Origin of the sequence: Nostoc sp. ATCC 53789 (genome assembly GCF_009873495.1) — a bacterium.
Taxonomy (GTDB): domain Bacteria; phylum Cyanobacteriota; class Cyanobacteriia; order Cyanobacteriales; family Nostocaceae; genus Nostoc; species Nostoc muscorum_A.
This window is the reverse complement of sequence record NZ_CP046703.1, coordinates 5506637-5523131: the sequence shown is the minus strand read 5'-3', so window position 1 is coordinate 5523131 and position 16495 is coordinate 5506637. Positions and strand designations below refer to the sequence as shown.

Annotated in this window: 15 protein-coding genes; all 15 read left to right on the top strand. The window is 37.7% G+C overall.

What is annotated here, in order from left to right; translation table 11 throughout:
- Nucleotides 1–192: 192 nt before the first annotated feature.
- The 15 genes from GJB62_RS22920 (at nt 193) to GJB62_RS22850 (ending at nt 16476) form a co-directional block, all read left to right on the top strand.
- A complete protein-coding gene (locus GJB62_RS22920) occupies nt 193–2229 on the top strand; it encodes a nucleoside-diphosphate sugar epimerase/dehydratase (protein ID WP_114081656.1) in 2037 nt (678 codons plus the stop codon).
- Nucleotides 2230–2300: 71 nt separating this feature from the next.
- Nucleotides 2301–2630 carry a hypothetical protein gene (locus tag GJB62_RS22915; protein WP_181852834.1) on the top strand — a complete coding sequence of 110 codons (330 nt, stop codon included), beginning with the start codon at nt 2301–2303 and terminating at the stop codon, nt 2628–2630.
- Nucleotides 2617–3855, top strand: coding sequence for an oligosaccharide flippase family protein (locus GJB62_RS22910; RefSeq protein ID WP_114081657.1), 1239 nt, complete (start codon nt 2617–2619; stop codon nt 3853–3855). Before GJB62_RS22915 ends, GJB62_RS22910 begins: the two co-directional genes overlap by 14 nt.
- A complete protein-coding gene (locus tag GJB62_RS22905) occupies nt 3836–4156 on the top strand; it encodes a glycosyltransferase family 1 protein (RefSeq protein WP_147262485.1) in 321 nt (106 codons plus the stop codon). The genes GJB62_RS22910 and GJB62_RS22905 overlap by 20 nt, the downstream gene beginning before the upstream one ends.
- A gap of 24 nt (nt 4157–4180) precedes the next feature.
- Nucleotides 4181–5371, top strand: coding sequence for a hypothetical protein (locus GJB62_RS22900; RefSeq protein ID WP_114081658.1), 1191 nt, complete (start codon nt 4181–4183; stop codon nt 5369–5371).
- Nucleotides 5372–5414: 43 nt separating this feature from the next.
- Nucleotides 5415–5792 carry a glycosyltransferase gene (locus tag GJB62_RS22895; protein WP_114081659.1) on the top strand — a complete coding sequence of 126 codons (378 nt, stop codon included), beginning with the start codon at nt 5415–5417 and terminating at the stop codon, nt 5790–5792.
- Nucleotides 5792–7045, top strand: coding sequence for a glycosyltransferase family 4 protein (locus tag GJB62_RS22890; RefSeq protein WP_114081660.1), 1254 nt, complete (start codon nt 5792–5794; stop codon nt 7043–7045). The genes GJB62_RS22895 and GJB62_RS22890 overlap by 1 nt, the downstream gene beginning before the upstream one ends.
- The gene (locus GJB62_RS22885; RefSeq protein ID WP_114081661.1) at nt 7023–8327 is read left to right on the top strand and encodes a hypothetical protein; all 1305 of its coding nucleotides are present in this window, start codon (nt 7023–7025) and stop codon (nt 8325–8327) included. The genes GJB62_RS22890 and GJB62_RS22885 overlap by 23 nt, the downstream gene beginning before the upstream one ends.
- A gap of 53 nt (nt 8328–8380) precedes the next feature.
- Nucleotides 8381–9037, top strand: a complete 657-nt coding sequence (locus GJB62_RS22880) for a sugar transferase (RefSeq protein WP_114081662.1) — start codon at nt 8381–8383, stop codon at nt 9035–9037.
- A gap of 176 nt (nt 9038–9213) precedes the next feature.
- Nucleotides 9214–10320 (top strand): DegT/DnrJ/EryC1/StrS aminotransferase family protein, encoded by a 1107-nt coding sequence (locus tag GJB62_RS22875; protein ID WP_114081663.1) that lies wholly within the window; start codon nt 9214–9216, stop codon nt 10318–10320.
- 77 nt (nt 10321–10397) lie between these two features.
- Entirely contained in the window at nt 10398–11285 is an 888-nt protein-coding gene (locus GJB62_RS22870; protein WP_114081664.1) for a phytanoyl-CoA dioxygenase family protein, read from the top strand.
- A gap of 39 nt (nt 11286–11324) precedes the next feature.
- A complete protein-coding gene (locus GJB62_RS22865) occupies nt 11325–12404 on the top strand; it encodes a FemAB family protein (RefSeq protein WP_114081665.1) in 1080 nt (359 codons plus the stop codon).
- A gap of 109 nt (nt 12405–12513) precedes the next feature.
- Entirely contained in the window at nt 12514–13692 is a 1179-nt protein-coding gene (locus GJB62_RS22860; RefSeq protein ID WP_114081666.1) for an ATP-grasp domain-containing protein, read from the top strand.
- 110 nt (nt 13693–13802) lie between these two features.
- Nucleotides 13803–14972: a DegT/DnrJ/EryC1/StrS family aminotransferase gene (locus GJB62_RS22855; RefSeq protein WP_114081667.1), complete on the top strand. Its 1170-nt coding sequence runs from the start codon at nt 13803–13805 to the stop codon at nt 14970–14972.
- A gap of 166 nt (nt 14973–15138) precedes the next feature.
- A complete protein-coding gene (locus GJB62_RS22850; protein WP_159402552.1) occupies nt 15139–16476 on the top strand; it encodes a GNVR domain-containing protein in 1338 nt (445 codons plus the stop codon).
- Nucleotides 16477–16495 lie beyond the last annotated feature (19 nt).

Below are 16495 nucleotides of genomic sequence, written 5' to 3'. Positions count from 1 at the left end.
TCATTTATAAATTATCAAATGGACAAAACACTTACCTATGTCAATTCTCTAGAAATGATTACTTAACAAGACGTTCCAGGCACACAAACATCATTTTTCAAGTTAGTTGGCGATATTAAATATTCTCTGAAGGGACAATATTTATGTACAAAAGGGATGATTCTGTAGCTTGCTCAGGAGGTCTTTTGAAGTATGAAACTCTTGCTTAGAATCTTTCAAAAATTTAGTGCCAATTTATTAACAAAGCTGCTAGAGCTAAAAAATACGCACTTGTTAATTTTTGATATCATTATTTTTTCAATTACTCCTTTATTAGCGCTGCTTATCCGTTTAGACGGCTCTCTCGAGATTCAAGCAGACATATCACAACTAGGAATCGCAACTCTATTATTTTTATTAGTTAAACTAATTGTATTTTGGAGTTTCGGTTTTTATAGGCGCTACTGGCGCTATGCCAGTGTTGATGAACTGACATATATAGCCATGTTGATGGTAGGTGCAATAGTCATCCAAAGCACGATATTTAATCTTCTTAATCACATATTGCCTTTTGTAACAGATAACCTGCCGCGATCGCTGCCATTTATTGATGGATTACTGTCATGTATTTTCATAGGAATGTTACGTTTCAGTTTTCGAGTTATAGAAAGATTTATCCAACGTCAAGGAGTATTTAATCCACGAGAGCGGGTGCTGATTATTGGTGCTGGTAATGCCGGAGTTTCCCTTGTGCAAGATATGCAAAGCAAGCCTAAACTAGGCTTTCATGCTGTTGCCTTCATTGACGACGATCCACGGAAATTAAATGTCCGAATTCGTGGTATTCCAGTCGTAGGCAATCGCCACCAAATTCCTGATACTTTGAAATCTCTCCAAATCCACAAAGTTATCATCGCTATGCCTACGGTTGCTGGCCATGTTATTCGAGAAATCGTAGATATTTGCAAAGCAACTGGAATACAAACTAGTACTTTACCTGGAATATATGAAATCCTCAACGATCGTGTGCGAGTAGATAGCATTCGAGATGTCAGGATTGAGGATTTGCTCAGGCGAGAACCCATACAGACTGATATTGAGCAAGTGCATAAATTTATCAAAGGTAAGACAGTACTGATTACAGGTGCAGGAGGATCAATTGGTAGTGAACTTTGCCGTCAAATTTTCAAGTGTCATCCTGCGGAAATGATACTTATGGGACATGGGGAGAATTCTATATTTAATATCCAACAAGAGTTAGAAAAACTGATCCAAATACTCAAAAATGATGGGAAAGTACAGCGATACACCCCTCGTATTTATACTTTCATTGGCGATATTCGTTATAGCATTCGCCTAAAACAAGCTTTTGAACAATTTCAACCTAACGTGATTTTTCATGCGGCTGCTCATAAGCACGTTCCTCTGATGGAATTAAATTCATCAGAAGCAATCACTAACAATGTGCTTGGAACAAAAAACTTATTGGATATGGCGCTGCAATACAATGTTCAAAACTTCGTGATGATTTCCACGGATAAAGCTGTTAATCCCACTAGTGTCATGGGTGCTAGTAAAAGAGTTGCCGAAATGCTAGTGCTGCAAGCTGCAAAAGAAAGCGGTAAACCTTATGTTGTTGTGCGCTTTGGCAATGTTTTGGGTAGTCGCGGTAGTGTAGTTCCCACTTTCAAAAAACAAATTGCTTCAGGTGGCCCAGTAACCGTTACCCATCCAGATATCTGTCGTTATTTCATGACTATCCCAGAAGCAGTGCAACTTGTTTTACAAGCTGCGGTATTGAGTCGTGGTGGTGAAGTTTTAATGCTGAATATGGGCGAACCTGTAAAAATTGTTGACTTGGCGAAGGAATTAATTCGCCTTTCGGGATACGAGGTAAATAAAGATATTGACATCTTATTTACAGGCTTAAGACCTGGAGAAAAGTTATTTGAGGAACTGTTTATCGAGGGAGAAGAGTACGAACCAACTCAACATGAAAAATTGATAGTAGTGAAAAATGGCAGTCGGATTGTTTCAGAAAATCTCGCCATGACTGTAGAACAATTGTGTGCCGCAGCAGGTAAAAATGATATTAAATACATCATGTTATTACTGGAACAACTGGTGTCAGGATACAAACCTAAGTACTTAGAAAATAATGAGCGAAGAAACAGTCTAAAGAATAGTGCTGTAATCAGATATTCAAATAAAAATAAACTTGCGAAAGTGGAATCGGGAGGAGCTAAATAAAATAGAGGATTTGGACTCTAAGTCGATGGCTAATTCATCAAATAACTCTACATTTAATTTAGGGAATCAACATGAAAACTATCTATGGCTCTCACGGTTTATTACAAAAAATAATCCGATATACCCAGGATGATGAGCATTTGTATGGCAATCAAGTGAGAGCATTTGAAATTACCGATTTGACAACAACAACTTATAAAGAAAAAGCGTTTAAAGATAATCCAATTATCAATGCAAGTGGTTATGGGTGGAATAAAACCGGAATGCATAATATCGATCCTCACAAGCTTGAGAGCGGCAAATGGATAGCCTGCGTGGATGGTTATCAAATCATTGTTGTGTTTGGTATCAAACTGCAAAATTGGATGAGGTTAATGACTAAAGCAGATGCAACAACATAAGCCTCTAACACTGCGCGGCAACTTTTCTTGGACTTTCGCCGGTAATTTAGTTTATGCAGCTTGCCAGTGGGGAATGTTGGTGATACTGGCTAAACTTGGCAGTCCAGAGATGGTAGGACAGTTTACCTTGGGGCTGGCGATCACAGCACCTATAATCATGTTTACAAATCTTCAGTTGCGAATTGTCCAAGCAACAGATGCCAGAAAACAGTATTCTTTTAGCGATTACTTGGGGCTAAGACTAATCTCGACAGCTTTAGCACTTGCGATCATTACGGTTATTAGTTTGTTAGGCGGCTTTCGATGGGAAACATCTCTAGTTATCTTCTTGATGGGTTTGGCAAAGGCATTCGAGTCTATTAGCGACATATTTCATGGACTGATTCAGCAGCATGAACGCATGGATCGGATTGCAACATCGTTGATGATTAAAGGCCCTCTATCACTGCTACTACTGGGCATTGGAGTATATATGTCTGGCCATATTCTCTGGGGAGTGGCGGGGTTGGTCTTTGCTTGGGCAGTGGTGTTGGTCGCTTGGGACATTCGCAGTGGTATCTTGATGCTATACAGGTCACAATTGCAACCGCGTTGGCATCGAAAAACCCTAGTAAAGCTGGTATGGCTCTGTTTGCCTCTGGGGTTTGTGATGATGCTAATTTCACTCAATACCAATATTCCCCGTTACTTTATTGAACGATATTTAGGTGAGCGGGAATTGGGGATTTTTGCAGCCATTGCCTACCTGATGGTGGCAGGAAACATCGTAGTAAATGCCCTAGGAGAGTCAAGCATTTCTAGACTAGCTAAGTATTACGCGGCTAAAGATGCTATTGCTTTCCATACACTCCTACTCAAGCTGGTAGGAATCGCTGCTTTATTGGGCGGAACAGGTGTTTTGATAGCTGTTGTAGCTGGACATCAGATCCTGACTCTTCTGTATCAACCTGAATATGCCGAGCAAACAAATTTGTTTATCTGGTTGATGGTTGCAGCTGGAATTAACTATGTATCGTCCTTCCTGGGCTATGGAATGACGGCATGTCAGTACTTTCGCATCCAAATGCCTTTGTTTGCGACTGTAGTAACTATCTCAACCATAGCCTGTCTATTGCTGCTACCCAGTTTGGGGTTGCTAGGAGTAGCGATCGCACTAGTTATTGCAACTATTGTTCAAACAATTTTTAGTTTAGGAGTTATCTTCTATGCACTACACAAACTCTAGAGATATCCAGAATGTCGATGAGCATTCAATACGTATCCTCCATATTGTTGCAGGGATGAACAGGGGTGGAATCGAAACCTGGCTAATGTACATTTTGCGGCACATTGATTGCGATCGCTTCCAGATGGATTTTCTGGTTAACACAGCCCAGCCCAGCGCTTACGATGAAGAAATCTGTGCCCTTGGTAGCAAGGTTATTCTATGTTCTCATCCGTCACGATCCTGGTTTTATGCTCCTAATTTCAAACGTATCTTACACGAGTACGCAACAGGACTACCTTGTGTGTTCTCAAAGTCATAATATTGGTACAAATTAATGTCAAATATGATCATTAAAAAAACATTAAATCAGGATTTTTGGAATAACGTAATTCTTTTACCTATTGACTTAATTTTGATTTTTTGTTCGACATTTCCTGGAGAGAATAAAACGGTGTATGAAATTCCTTTATTTTTTGTTTTTTGGACAATAGTTTTTGTCCTGAGAAGAAACTTTATTTTAAGCCCAGCAGAAATTTCTGCTCAAATATTCATTTTTCTCGCTCTTTTACCTATTTTTATTCAATTTTATCAATACAATTTTGACTATTATTTTGGCGCTATATCAGGAATTTTATATGTTAATATTCTTGTTTTTGGCACTCATGTAATCGAGCGATTGCTCAGTAATAGTCCAGGTTGTAAGATAGTTCAATGGCTGCCTGCCATGACACTAATTTTTCTTGGAGTATTATCTCAACAGTTTTCTGGAAACGAGCCAAGACAATCCTTTATATTTGGGCCCAATATTTACTACAGAATTATTGGAACTATTTTCTTGCTAAATCTCGTATTGGTTCATGAAAATTACTCTAGCAAAAAAGAAAAAATTTCAATACTTAGCTTAATCACTACGATATTTTGTTTAGTTATTGCATTGTCTCTAATGGTTAAAACAGGTTCTAGAGGTGCAACAATAGTAGGAATTGTTATGACATTATCTTTTGTTTACACAGTACTATCTATCAAATTGAATTGGCTAAAATTTGCTACTATAGCTACAATATTTACTCTTTTTATACTCGCTATAAATTCAAGCTTTTCTAAAGCTATTATTGATTCTAGAGTATTTTGGTTTTATGACCGTGGTGCGTCCTCTAGTTCTATTGCAGTCAGGGAAGGATATTGGCAAAATTTGACATCTTTTTTTATAAAAGATAATTTTTTATTCGGAGAAGGAAGCCAATATATATATTCCTATCCTCACAATATTTATCTAGACCTGCTATATAATGGTGGCTTTTTACCCTGTGTTATTCTTATAGGATTTACGGCAATGTATGGAATACTTTTATGGAAAGGAAAATTAAATAAAAACTGGAAAATTATAACTATAATTTGTTCACCAATTTATATAGGTTCTCTATTGTCTGGAACATTATATGACAACTATTCAATTATAAGCCTAATATTAGCACTACCAATTTTGATACAAAACCAAGTTCCTACTATAGCTACAAAAAATCAAAGGGTCTAATAAAGATTCAAATCTATAGTTTGAACAGGAGAGAATCAATTTTATGTATGAATTTGATTTGTTGATACATACCTTCCGTTTTGAAGGACATCCAATAGCAGTATTAGAGGCTTTATCTTATGGAATACCTTGTCTACTCACACCTGGTACTAATATTGCAGGTGAAGTGGAAGCGGCTGGGGCTGGATGGTCTGTGGAAGATACTCCAGCAGCGATCGCTAAAGGTATGCAAGATGTTTTAGCCGCGCGATTAGAACTTTCAAAAAGAGGACAGGCGGCACGAAATTTAGTAGAAGAAAAATATTCTTGGAACCAGATTGGCAAGCAGTCACTTCAAGAATATTTCAACTTATTGCATCCAAATTACAAAATTGCAGATGTAATTGTTAAGTCAAATAATTCTCCAGAGGTTCAACGTTGATGGATACTCGCACATTAATTTATTTACATCAATATTTTTCTATTCCCACAGTTTCTGGAGGCACAAGATCCTGGGAGTTTTCGACTCGTCTTGTCCAAGATAAATGGCAAGTTTGTATGTTTTGCGGTGACTCGGAAATTCATGGAATTCCCGCCGTTAATATCCTGAAATTGTTCAACACCAAAAATGTTAGTTTTAAATTAAATGTTATTCCTTTGAAGTACAGTAATTACATGAGCTTCTCGCGGAGAATTTTGGCATTTTTGAGTTTTGCTGTAAGGTCTTCTTTACAAGTCCTGCGAGAAGAAAAAGCTGACCTCACTTTTGCTACTAGCACACCGCTTACTATTGCAATACCAGCTTTATTGCGAAAATGGTTACATGGGACTCCTTATGTTTTTGAAGTCAGAGATCTCTGGCCAGAAATGCCAATAGCGATGAAAGCTGTACGCTCACCATTAGCTATATTTTTGGCTCGGCAATTAGAACTGATAGCTTATCAAAATGCTTCTCATATTGTGGCGCTTTCTCCTGGTATGAAAGAAGGCATCGTCAAACAGGGTATTCCTGCTGAGAAAGTAGAAGTGATTCCTAATGCTTGCGATAATGCACGTTTTAACATTTCAGAAACAATTGGATTAGAGTTTCTCCGCCAGCATCCCGAATTATCTGGCGGGCCTTTGATTGTTTACACCGGTACATTGGGGCATATAAATGGAGTCAACTACTTGGCTTATTTAGCAAGTCACATGAGAAATATCATACCTGAAGCTAAATTTCTGGTGGTTGGTTCAGGTGCCTGTGAAAGTGAAGTCAGAGAAGCTAGTAGTCAATTAGGGATTTTGGAAAAAAACTTCTGGATGTGGCCACCTATTCCCAAAGCTGAAATGCCAGCACTTCTTTCTGCATGTACCGTTGCCACCTCCTTGTTTAAGCCAATTCCTGAGATGGAGCATAATTCAGCTAATAAATTCTTTGATGCCCTAGCAGCAGGCCGTCCAGTCGTAATTAACTATGGCGGTTGGCAAAAAGAAATTCTCGAACAGTCTGGTGCTGGTATTAGCATTTCTAGCAACGATCCAAAAGTTGCTGCAATTCAACTTGCAAAATTTTTAAATAGCTCTGAGTGCTTACAAAGCGCTCAGGCTGCTGCAAGAAAACTTGCAGACACAGTATTTGATCGGGATATTTTGTACAAGAAACTAGCAAATGTTTTTCAGAAGGTTTTAAATGAAACGCATTCTGGCATTTAAAAAGTGGAAACATTGGTCGAAAATAAAATTCTTACGTTGTGCTGATAAGTTACTAGCAGCCGTTGGAATTGTTGTTGCGTCCCTCGTCTTTACAGCAACAAATACAGAAGTTTTTGGACAAGATATATACCCTAAGAGTAAGCAATTTCCGTTAGGACTATACTCCATACACGAAGCACAAGATATGCAGAGAGTGCGGCAATTCGGATGGAAAATCGCCCAGACATATCATTTTACCCCTTCTTTTCTTGAGACTGTAGCTAAGGGTAAGATGCTTGCTCTTGCCAGCCTGCCAGGTAAATCTGAGCCGATACCAGAAGTGCAAGCGGCAAAGAAGATAACTGCTCTTGCTAAGAGCGATCGAGTAGCGTGGTGGGAATTTCCTGAAGAACGGCGCTATTGGAGAGATGGAGAAATGGCGATAGTCACCAATTATGCGAGTTGGACACGCAAATATGACCCAAAAAAGCGACCAAATTATATGTACATCCCCGGTCACTATGATGCTACAAGTGTCCAGCAGTATGTACCTTATTTGGATATCATTCCCTCCAGTGTTTACACAAACTATATAGGGGTGCCACATGCATGGGTGCGATGGCGGATAGAAACCACACTAAAGGGGATCAAGCTAGCAAAAGCCAAAATAGGCCCTGATTATCTGAATGGAGAAAAAACTCCTGTAGCAATTCTGGAACTTTTTCACGAATCGGGCAATGCGATCGCCACAACTGAAGGCGCCTATCACGATTTCTGGCAGTCTATTGTATCTGGTGCTAGGGGGATTCTCATTTTTTCTTACTGGCATGAGCGTGACCATCCAAATCTAGAAAGTGTTTTGCAAACATATCATAAGGCTGCTGGAGAGATCGTAGGGCCAGAGCAATTGGGCTCGGCTATCTTGTATGGCACGAGGCTAGATAATGTGAGCTTTGAGATTATCGCTGGGCCAACAAGGACAGAGAAGTTCTACACCTATGGTATGAAACAGCCACTCAGCTTTCCTTCTATTAATCTCCTGACAACTGTTTGGAATCAATCTACCTACGTTATTGCCGTCAACTCAGCAAATGAACCTGTTTCGGTTATTTTTACTGGTCTTCCGAATACGCCCACCGAAGCAACTGTTCTATTTGAAAACAAGACAGTTCCGCTTACCGATGGAGTGTTGAATACCGAATTTCAACCACTTGGTGTACATATCTTCAAAATTGCTAGCAGCAGTAGCAGCAAAGTCTTGAAAGGGGAAAAGCAAAGTATCTGCGCTCAATTTTTTCGATAAAAGTTATATACCTTGATTACTGATTTTAGTTGACAAAAGTGAAGAATATAGCTATGAACAGCAAATATTTACAGCAACATATTTCTATAAAAAGTAGCAGATTAATCAAGTCTATATTAGATAGATTTGTAGCAGCGATCGCCCTTTTAGCTCTTTCTCCAGTGATATTGATAATTGCGATCGCTATTTATCTCCGTATGGGTTATCCAGTTATTTTTATCCAACCCCGTCCCGGTAAAAATGCTCGTATTTTCAATTTTTACAAGTTCCGCACTATGACGGATGAACGCGATGCCAAAGGTAATCTTCTCCCTGATGAGAAACGCCTCACGCCTTTTGGTGAATTTCTTCGTCAAACCAGTTTGGACGAACTCCCACAACTTTGGAACGTCCTCAAGGGTGACATGAGTTTGGTAGGCCCTCGTCCTTTACTGGTACAGTATCTTGACCGTTACAGCCTCGAACAAGCACGTCGCCACAATGTCAAACCGGGTATCACAGGTTGGGCGCAAATCAATGGTCGCCGATTATTAGATGGATGTTGGGAAGAGAAATTCAGATTAGATATTTGGTACATTGACAATTGGAATCTATGGTTGGACTTGAAAATTCTGGTTTTAACTCTGTTCAAAGTTTTGAAAAAAGAAAATATTAGCCAAGAAGGCTACGCTACAGGTGAAGAATTTCAAGGTAGTACTAGAGAAGTATGAAATATTATTGTACAAACTCTCAATAAATAAGGCAGAAGACTGAGAAAAGTCTGAGTGAGGTTTTTCGAAGCTCGTGAACTCGCTAACGCTTCATAACTTCGCCAAGACAAGAGATTATCTTCACAATAACGAAAGAAATTTCTTGTAATAAATCCTATTATTTCAGGTTAATATTTATGGAAAAAAGATGGGAAGTAGGTTCTGAATTTGATTGGTCAAATGAGTTTTTAATGGCATCTAAAACTAACAATTTCCTACCTAAGCTATATGAACTTTTTTCCACTGGTACAGCTTGTTTGATTTCTCTCAACAATCTATTAAATCAGAATCAAGTCCGTCAGCTACGACTGCATTTGCCATCTTTTTCATGCATGGATTTTGCAACAAAACTCAAAAAATATTTTGAGATATGTTGGTATCGAGATTTGCCAACTGAAGAATCCCCAGATTTTAACTCCCTCAATACTTTCCCAGGTGATTTAGTTTTAGCAGTTAACTTATTTGGGGTTAGACAAAGAAAATGTTGGCAAGATTGGCTATCTAAACATAATGAGATTATCTTAATTGAAGACCATAGCCACGACCCTTTTTCTTCTTGGGCACAGCAAAGTAATGCTCACTATGCTATAGCTTCTCTACGTAAAACTCTGCCAATCCCAAATGGAGGTATTATCTGGTCACCCCAAAATATTAAGTTGCCAAAAGCTTCTTCAGAATCACCAGCTAGTTGTAAAAAGCTGACTGCGATGCTGTTAAAACGAGCTTATATTAGTGGTGCAAATATCTCGAAAAATATCTATCGGCGACTAGAGATTGAAAGTGAGGAAGAGCTTGATTGCGAAACTAATTATGCAGCTTCAACTTTTACTTCTAATATTTTAAACTGCCTAAACATTGGAGAATTTAGGCGAAAAAGGGAAAAAAATGTCAAACAATTTTTAGCTTGGATATCAATTACAAACCATCCTAATTGGACACCCCTTTTTACCTCTTGGCCCGATGGTTCTGTGCCATTCAACAGTATAATTGTCTGTAAAGATCCAGAAAATCGAGAAGCTTTACGTAACTACTTAATAAGTCAAAATATATTTCCACCGATTCATTGGCCGCAAACGCCAGAAAATTCATCTAATGACCCTTTAGCAATAGATTTGTCAAAACGCATTTTAACAATACCAACAGATCAACGTTACTCTTTAGATGATATTAGTCGTGTGGCAGCAAAATTTCGAGAATTTTTTCAACAATATGACAATCTTGCTATCTCCATGATTGGAGGATGAAAAGTAATTCAAAATTCAATAATTTATTGTTGTCCGCACAATGTTTTGAAGTTTTGAAAGTAAGCAGGATCTATTACATGAAAACTTTTACTTACAAATTATCACAAGATCAGCTAGCTCTTTTACCCACAGAGTCAGATATTGCTTTTTATGAAGAACACGGCTGGTTTATTAGCAAAAAAGTTATACCTGATGAGATTATAGATGAAGCGATCGCAGGTAGTGAAAATTTTTATCGCGGAGAGCGAGACGCAACACTTCCCTATAGTACTGGTTACAGCGACTGGAAGCCTGGAGATGGAGACGCTGTACGCAATAATCAACACGTTTCTTATCGGAAAAAAGAACTACGCAAGCTCGTTCTTCAGCCAATTGTTGGGGCGATCGCCGCGAAACTAGCTAGAACTACAGAAATTCGATTATTTGAAGATACGCTAATCTATAAGGCACCCATCACGATTAGCAATCAAGGAGGCGTAGTTGGCTGGCATACCGATTACTCTTATTCTTCTAACTGCACCTCTAAAAAAATGCTTTCCGCTTGGATACCTTTCCAAGATATTGATGAAAATAAAGCACCACTCGTTGTTCTTGATGGTAGTCATAAGTGGTCAGATACTGAACATCTGCGTTGCTTCAATAACCAGAATCTCAAAGAGATAGAAGAGAAATTTACCCAAAAAGGACGAGAAATTGTTGAAGTACCTATCATCCTCAACAAAGGTCAAGTTAGCTTTCACCACTGTTGTACTATTCACGGTAGCTATCCCAATTGCAGCAATTCAGTACGTTTAGCATTTGCTTTATATTTACAGGACTATGCCAATCGCCATCAACCTTTTTGGAATAACAAAGAACAAATTCATCACTTTCTTGACAGTATCTGTCGCAAACTGCCCAACGGCAATCCAGATTATAGTGATCCAGCAATATTTCCTATTTTGTGGTCAACAGAAGATAGATAAAAAATAGTCAAATATAACCAAATAACTTGGGAAAATAAGATGAATTTGCAAGTACAAATAATAGAATTAACAAATGATTTGTGGTTAAAAACCCTGCAAGAAATCCGTCATGATTTTTACCATTTGCCTGAGTACAGCTATTTAGAAGCTAAAAGAACTGATACTATCCCCGAAGCTATATTAATAACTGAAGGTGAAAAAAAGTTTTTTGTCCCTTATTTACTCAGAAAATGTAATGATATCCTCTTTGAAGGACTACAATCAGCAGATATTTTTGATGTTGTTTCCCCCTATGGCTATCCGGGAATCTTGCTCAGTGAAGCAGCTCTTAACACACCAGGATTTCTAGATGCTGCTCTAGATATCATGAAGCAGGAATTTCACTCTAGGGGAATATGCTCCGCTTTCTTTCGTTTGCATCCAATTCTTAATGAGAGTTTCACCAAAGTCTCTCAAACGGAAACTTTGAAACTTACAGGCGAAACAGTCTCAGTTGATTTGAGGCTTTCTAACTTGTGGACTCACACCAGAAAGGGTCATCGTAGCACAATTAACAAGTGTAAGCGCCTCGGAATGATTGCCAAGATGGTTCCATTCCAAGATTATTTGGACGAATTTGTTGCAATCTATGAAGAAACCATGAAACGTGTCAATGCAACGACAGGATACTATTCCTTTAATTCCGAATATTTTACTCAAATGAATGATTTGTTAGGTGTTAGTCTTCATCTATGCATTGTTGAACACGAACATCAGATAGCTTGTGTTGGTTTATATACAGAATGTTGTGGAATTGTGCAAAGCACACTTGGGGGAACAAGAAATCAGTTTGTTCATTTATCACCAGGTAGTTTAGAAACCGACTATGCAAGATATTGGGCACAGAAACGCGGTAATGAATTTTTGCACTTGGGGGGTGGAGTTGGTAGTTCAAATGAGGATAGTTTATATATTTTCAAAGCGGGTTTCTCTCAACTGACTCACAAGTTTTTAACATTACGCTTAATAATTAATGAGGAAAAATATTATAAATTGGTGGACTTAAGAGCGAAAGTTATAGGTAAAACAGCATCAGAATTATTGGAATCAGACTTTTTTCCTGCTTATCGTTCACATTGAATAACCACGATCGGAAAATTATGCTTTTCATTTTTCATATTGGTTAAACAATTAAGTTTGATAATGCTTCTAGTATTTAAGTTTTGAAAATTTACATAAATCATAGTCAATGAAAATTCAACAACCATCCGTTTTAATTCCCGATCCATGCAACAATCCTCTCGCGTACTATGCAATACGCTGTCTTAAAAAAGCTAATAGTGAATTTAAGATAAATGTGATTGTCTCTTCAGACCAAGTATCAGATGAGAATCAATGGTTATATTTTTACAAGCATTCGGCATATATTGATAGTTTAGTTATTTCGAAAAATAGGATGAATTCAATAAAGTATTTAGATGAGGTAATTAGGACAATCGAAACTCAAGGAATAAATATTATATTTCCGGCTTCTGAAGAAAGCTTCAAGTTTGTTTCAAAATATAGAGATAAATTGTCAAAATTGTGTAGAGTAGTAGCATTACCAAGTGAAGAAAATTTAGATACAGCCTTTGACAAATGGAAGTTGCACCTTTTATTAAAAAAACATAATATTCTAACACCTGAAACAGTTTTACTTAAAGAGATTGAGAATATTAGCCAATTTAATTATCCTGTAATACTCAAACCAGTTGATGGCAGTGGTGGAAAAAATATACAAAAATTTGAGTCTTTAGAAGAAGAAAACTTTCAGGCTCTTTGTAACTATCCCAACGATGCCTATATTGTTCAAAAATATGTACCTGGTCATGACATAGGTTGTAGTGTTCTTTGTCAGGATGGGCAAGTTCTTGCTTACACAATACAACAGCAATTAGGGTTAACAAAAGGATTTACTCCCAAAATTGACAAATTGAAGTTTGTTCATGATTCTGCTGTTATTGATATAGTCACAAAAACTATGAATGTACTTAAATGGAATGGTGTTGCTAATTTAGACTTAAGATATAATTCTCAGACAGGGCAAATTAATGTTATTGAAATCAATCCACGGTTTTGGCAATCTCTAATGGGTTCTCTCTCAGTTGGTGTAAACTTTCCGTATATTTTATATTTACTATCAAATAACATCAATTTTGAGAAGATTTCCTATAAAGAACAATATTATGCTAAATTCCATAGGTTTATTCAAGATGCTTTCAACGGCTCTTTAGAATATAGTTTGTTTGATACGAATGTTAAATATTTTTTATCAGATCCAAGTGGTATACTCCATTTCTTATTTTATAAGCTTATTAAACAGAAGTTACTTCAAAATATGAAAAGTATATTCTCTTTGCAATCTCAGAAATTACAAAATGTTAAATAACAAGTAAGTGTAAAGGTTTTTAAGTCATCAACAATACTTTGAGGAGTTTATCATGAAAAAATCTGAATTATTGCAGCCTTATCAGATAATCCAAACTACTGAAAATAATCATGACTAAACCAATCTTGCTCTCAACTCCACACATGGGCGATCGCGAGCTAGAACTCATCAAAGAAGCTTTTGATACTAACTGGATTGCACCAGTAGGCCCACACGTAAATGCTTTTGAGCAAGAATTTTGTCAAGAAACTGGGGCTGGGTATGCGGCGGCTGTTAGTTCTGGTACAGCAGCTCTGCATTTGGCTTTACGGTTAGTAGGTGTCCAGTCTGGAGATGAAGTTTTTTGCTCTACCCTGACATTTATAGCTACCGCCAATCCAATTGCTTACCTAGGAGCAAAACCAGTATTTATTGATAGCGATCGCACTTCTTGGAATATGAATCCTGACTTATTGCAGGAAGCGCTAGAGAACCGCGCACGTTTTGGTAGATTGCCTAAAGCAGTGGTACTTGTGCATCTGTATGGTCAAAGTGCAGATATCGATCCCATCCTGAAAGCTTGCAATCAATATGACGTTCCTTTAATTGAAGACGCAGCTGAAGCTTTAGGTGCTACCTACAAAGAGCGTTCCCCCGGAACTTTTGGGCGCATTGGCATTTACTCCTTTAATGGCAATAAAATCATCACTACCTCCGGCGGTGGGATGTTGGTTTCCGACGATCCACAATTGGTAGCAAAAGCCCGTTTCTTAGCAACCCAAGCACGCGATTTATCTCCCCATTACCAACACTCGGAAATTGGTTACAACTACCGTCTGAGCAATGTTTTAGCTGGTATTGGTCGCGGTCAATTACATCTTTTGAGTGAGCGAGTGGCGGCTAGAAGACGCAACTTTAAGATTTACCAACAGGTTTTAGGAAATCTTCCAGGCATAGAATTTATGCCGGAAGCTATTTTTGGCTGTGCTACTCGCTGGTTAACCTGTTTAACAATCGATCCAGCAACTTTTGGAGCAGATCGAGAACAAGTCCGTATCGCACTTGCCGCACAGCAAATTGAAACTCGTCCTGTATGGAAGCCTTTGCATCTTCAGCCTGTGTTTGCTGAGTGTGAATATATTGGAGATACAGTCGCTAAAGATTTATTTACACACGGTCTTTGCCTACCTTCGGGTTCTAATCTTACAGACGAAGATTTGGAGCAAGTGATTAGTGAAATTCTAGCAGTTCACCATAATAGTTCTAAAACTCATACTTATATGTCTCTATCTAATCAGTAGCTTGGCTTGACAAATTATCTATCTTATTTCTTTTACTTGTTTGCAATATTGAGTCATTCAATCTTAATTACACCAATCATTAAAAATTCAGTTTAAATTTATGGAATCTCGAACAGAAAGCATTATTACGTTTAACACCTATTTGCAAATTTTGAAGCGCCGATGGTTGTCTTTTATAGTAATATTTTTCCCAACTTTGCTAATTTCATTGTTACCTTTGTTATTAAGACAACCTAATTATATGGCAGAGGGAAAGCTGCTGTTCCACAAAACAAATATAACTTCTTCCCTAACGGGAGTAGGAACAGAAATAAACAAGCTAGAATCAGTATCTCAGGATCAAACTAATCCTTTAAATACAGAGGCAGAAGTTATACGCTCTATACCTATAGCGCAAAAAACTATAAAAAAACTCAAGTTGAAGGACGACAAAGGAGAGCTTATAAAACTCCAGGCTTTTCTTAAAAAGTTGACTGTGAATAATATTAATGGAACTGATATTTTATTAGTATCCTATCAAGATAATAACCCGGAAATTGCAACAGAAGTTGTTAATAAATTGATGGATGCTTATTTAGAATATAATGTATCCGCTCAGAGGAATCAAACTACGGCTGCTCGCAAATTTTTAGAAAAACAGATGCCGAATGCAGAATTAACTGTTCTAAAAGCAGAAGCCGATATCGCCAATTTTAAAGAAAACTATAAAAGTGTTTCCCTGCCAGAGGAAGCAAGTAAGGCAGTAGAAAATATTGCAGATTTACAAAAGAAATTTAGTGAAGCTCAATCAAGAATTGCTGATATCGATGCACAATCTAAAGAAATCCGCGAACAATTGGGTATGAACTCTCGGCAGGCAATGATTAAGACTTCCCTTAGCCAAATTTCAGGTGTACAAAATATTCTCAAAGAAATCCAACAATTAGAGTCGCAACTTACGCTCAGGCGAACTGTTGTAAAAGACACCCATCCGCAAATTATAGATTTAGAAGACAAATTAAAGTCTTTAAATGAGCTACTGCAACAACGTATAAAAAAAGTTACAGGAACGAATAAACTACAACTAAATCAAAACTATGAATTAGGAGAGCTACAACAGCAACTCTCAGCGAAGCTTATAGAATTAGAGTCAACCCATCTGGGTTTAGAAAGCCAAGCTGCTGCTTTATCTAACTTACAAGCTAGCCACAAACAACGTTTGAGTTATCTTCCGAGATTAGAACAACAACAACGCCAGTTAGAACGTAAAGCACAAGTTGCACAATCTACTTATTTACTTTTGCAACAAAAGCTAGAAGAAAGCCGTTTAGCGGAAAATCAAAACTTAGGTAATGCAATTATCCTATCCGAAGCTCAAGTTCCTCAAGAGCCTATTTCTTCTCCTTTTATGCTTGTGAGTGCTTCTTTATTGGCTATCCTGGCTACTTTAGTGGCTATCTTTATTTTGGAAGCAACAGATAAATCAATTAAGACTGTTGATGAGACCAAAAGTTGTTGGGATTGACTTCATTAGGGATTATTCT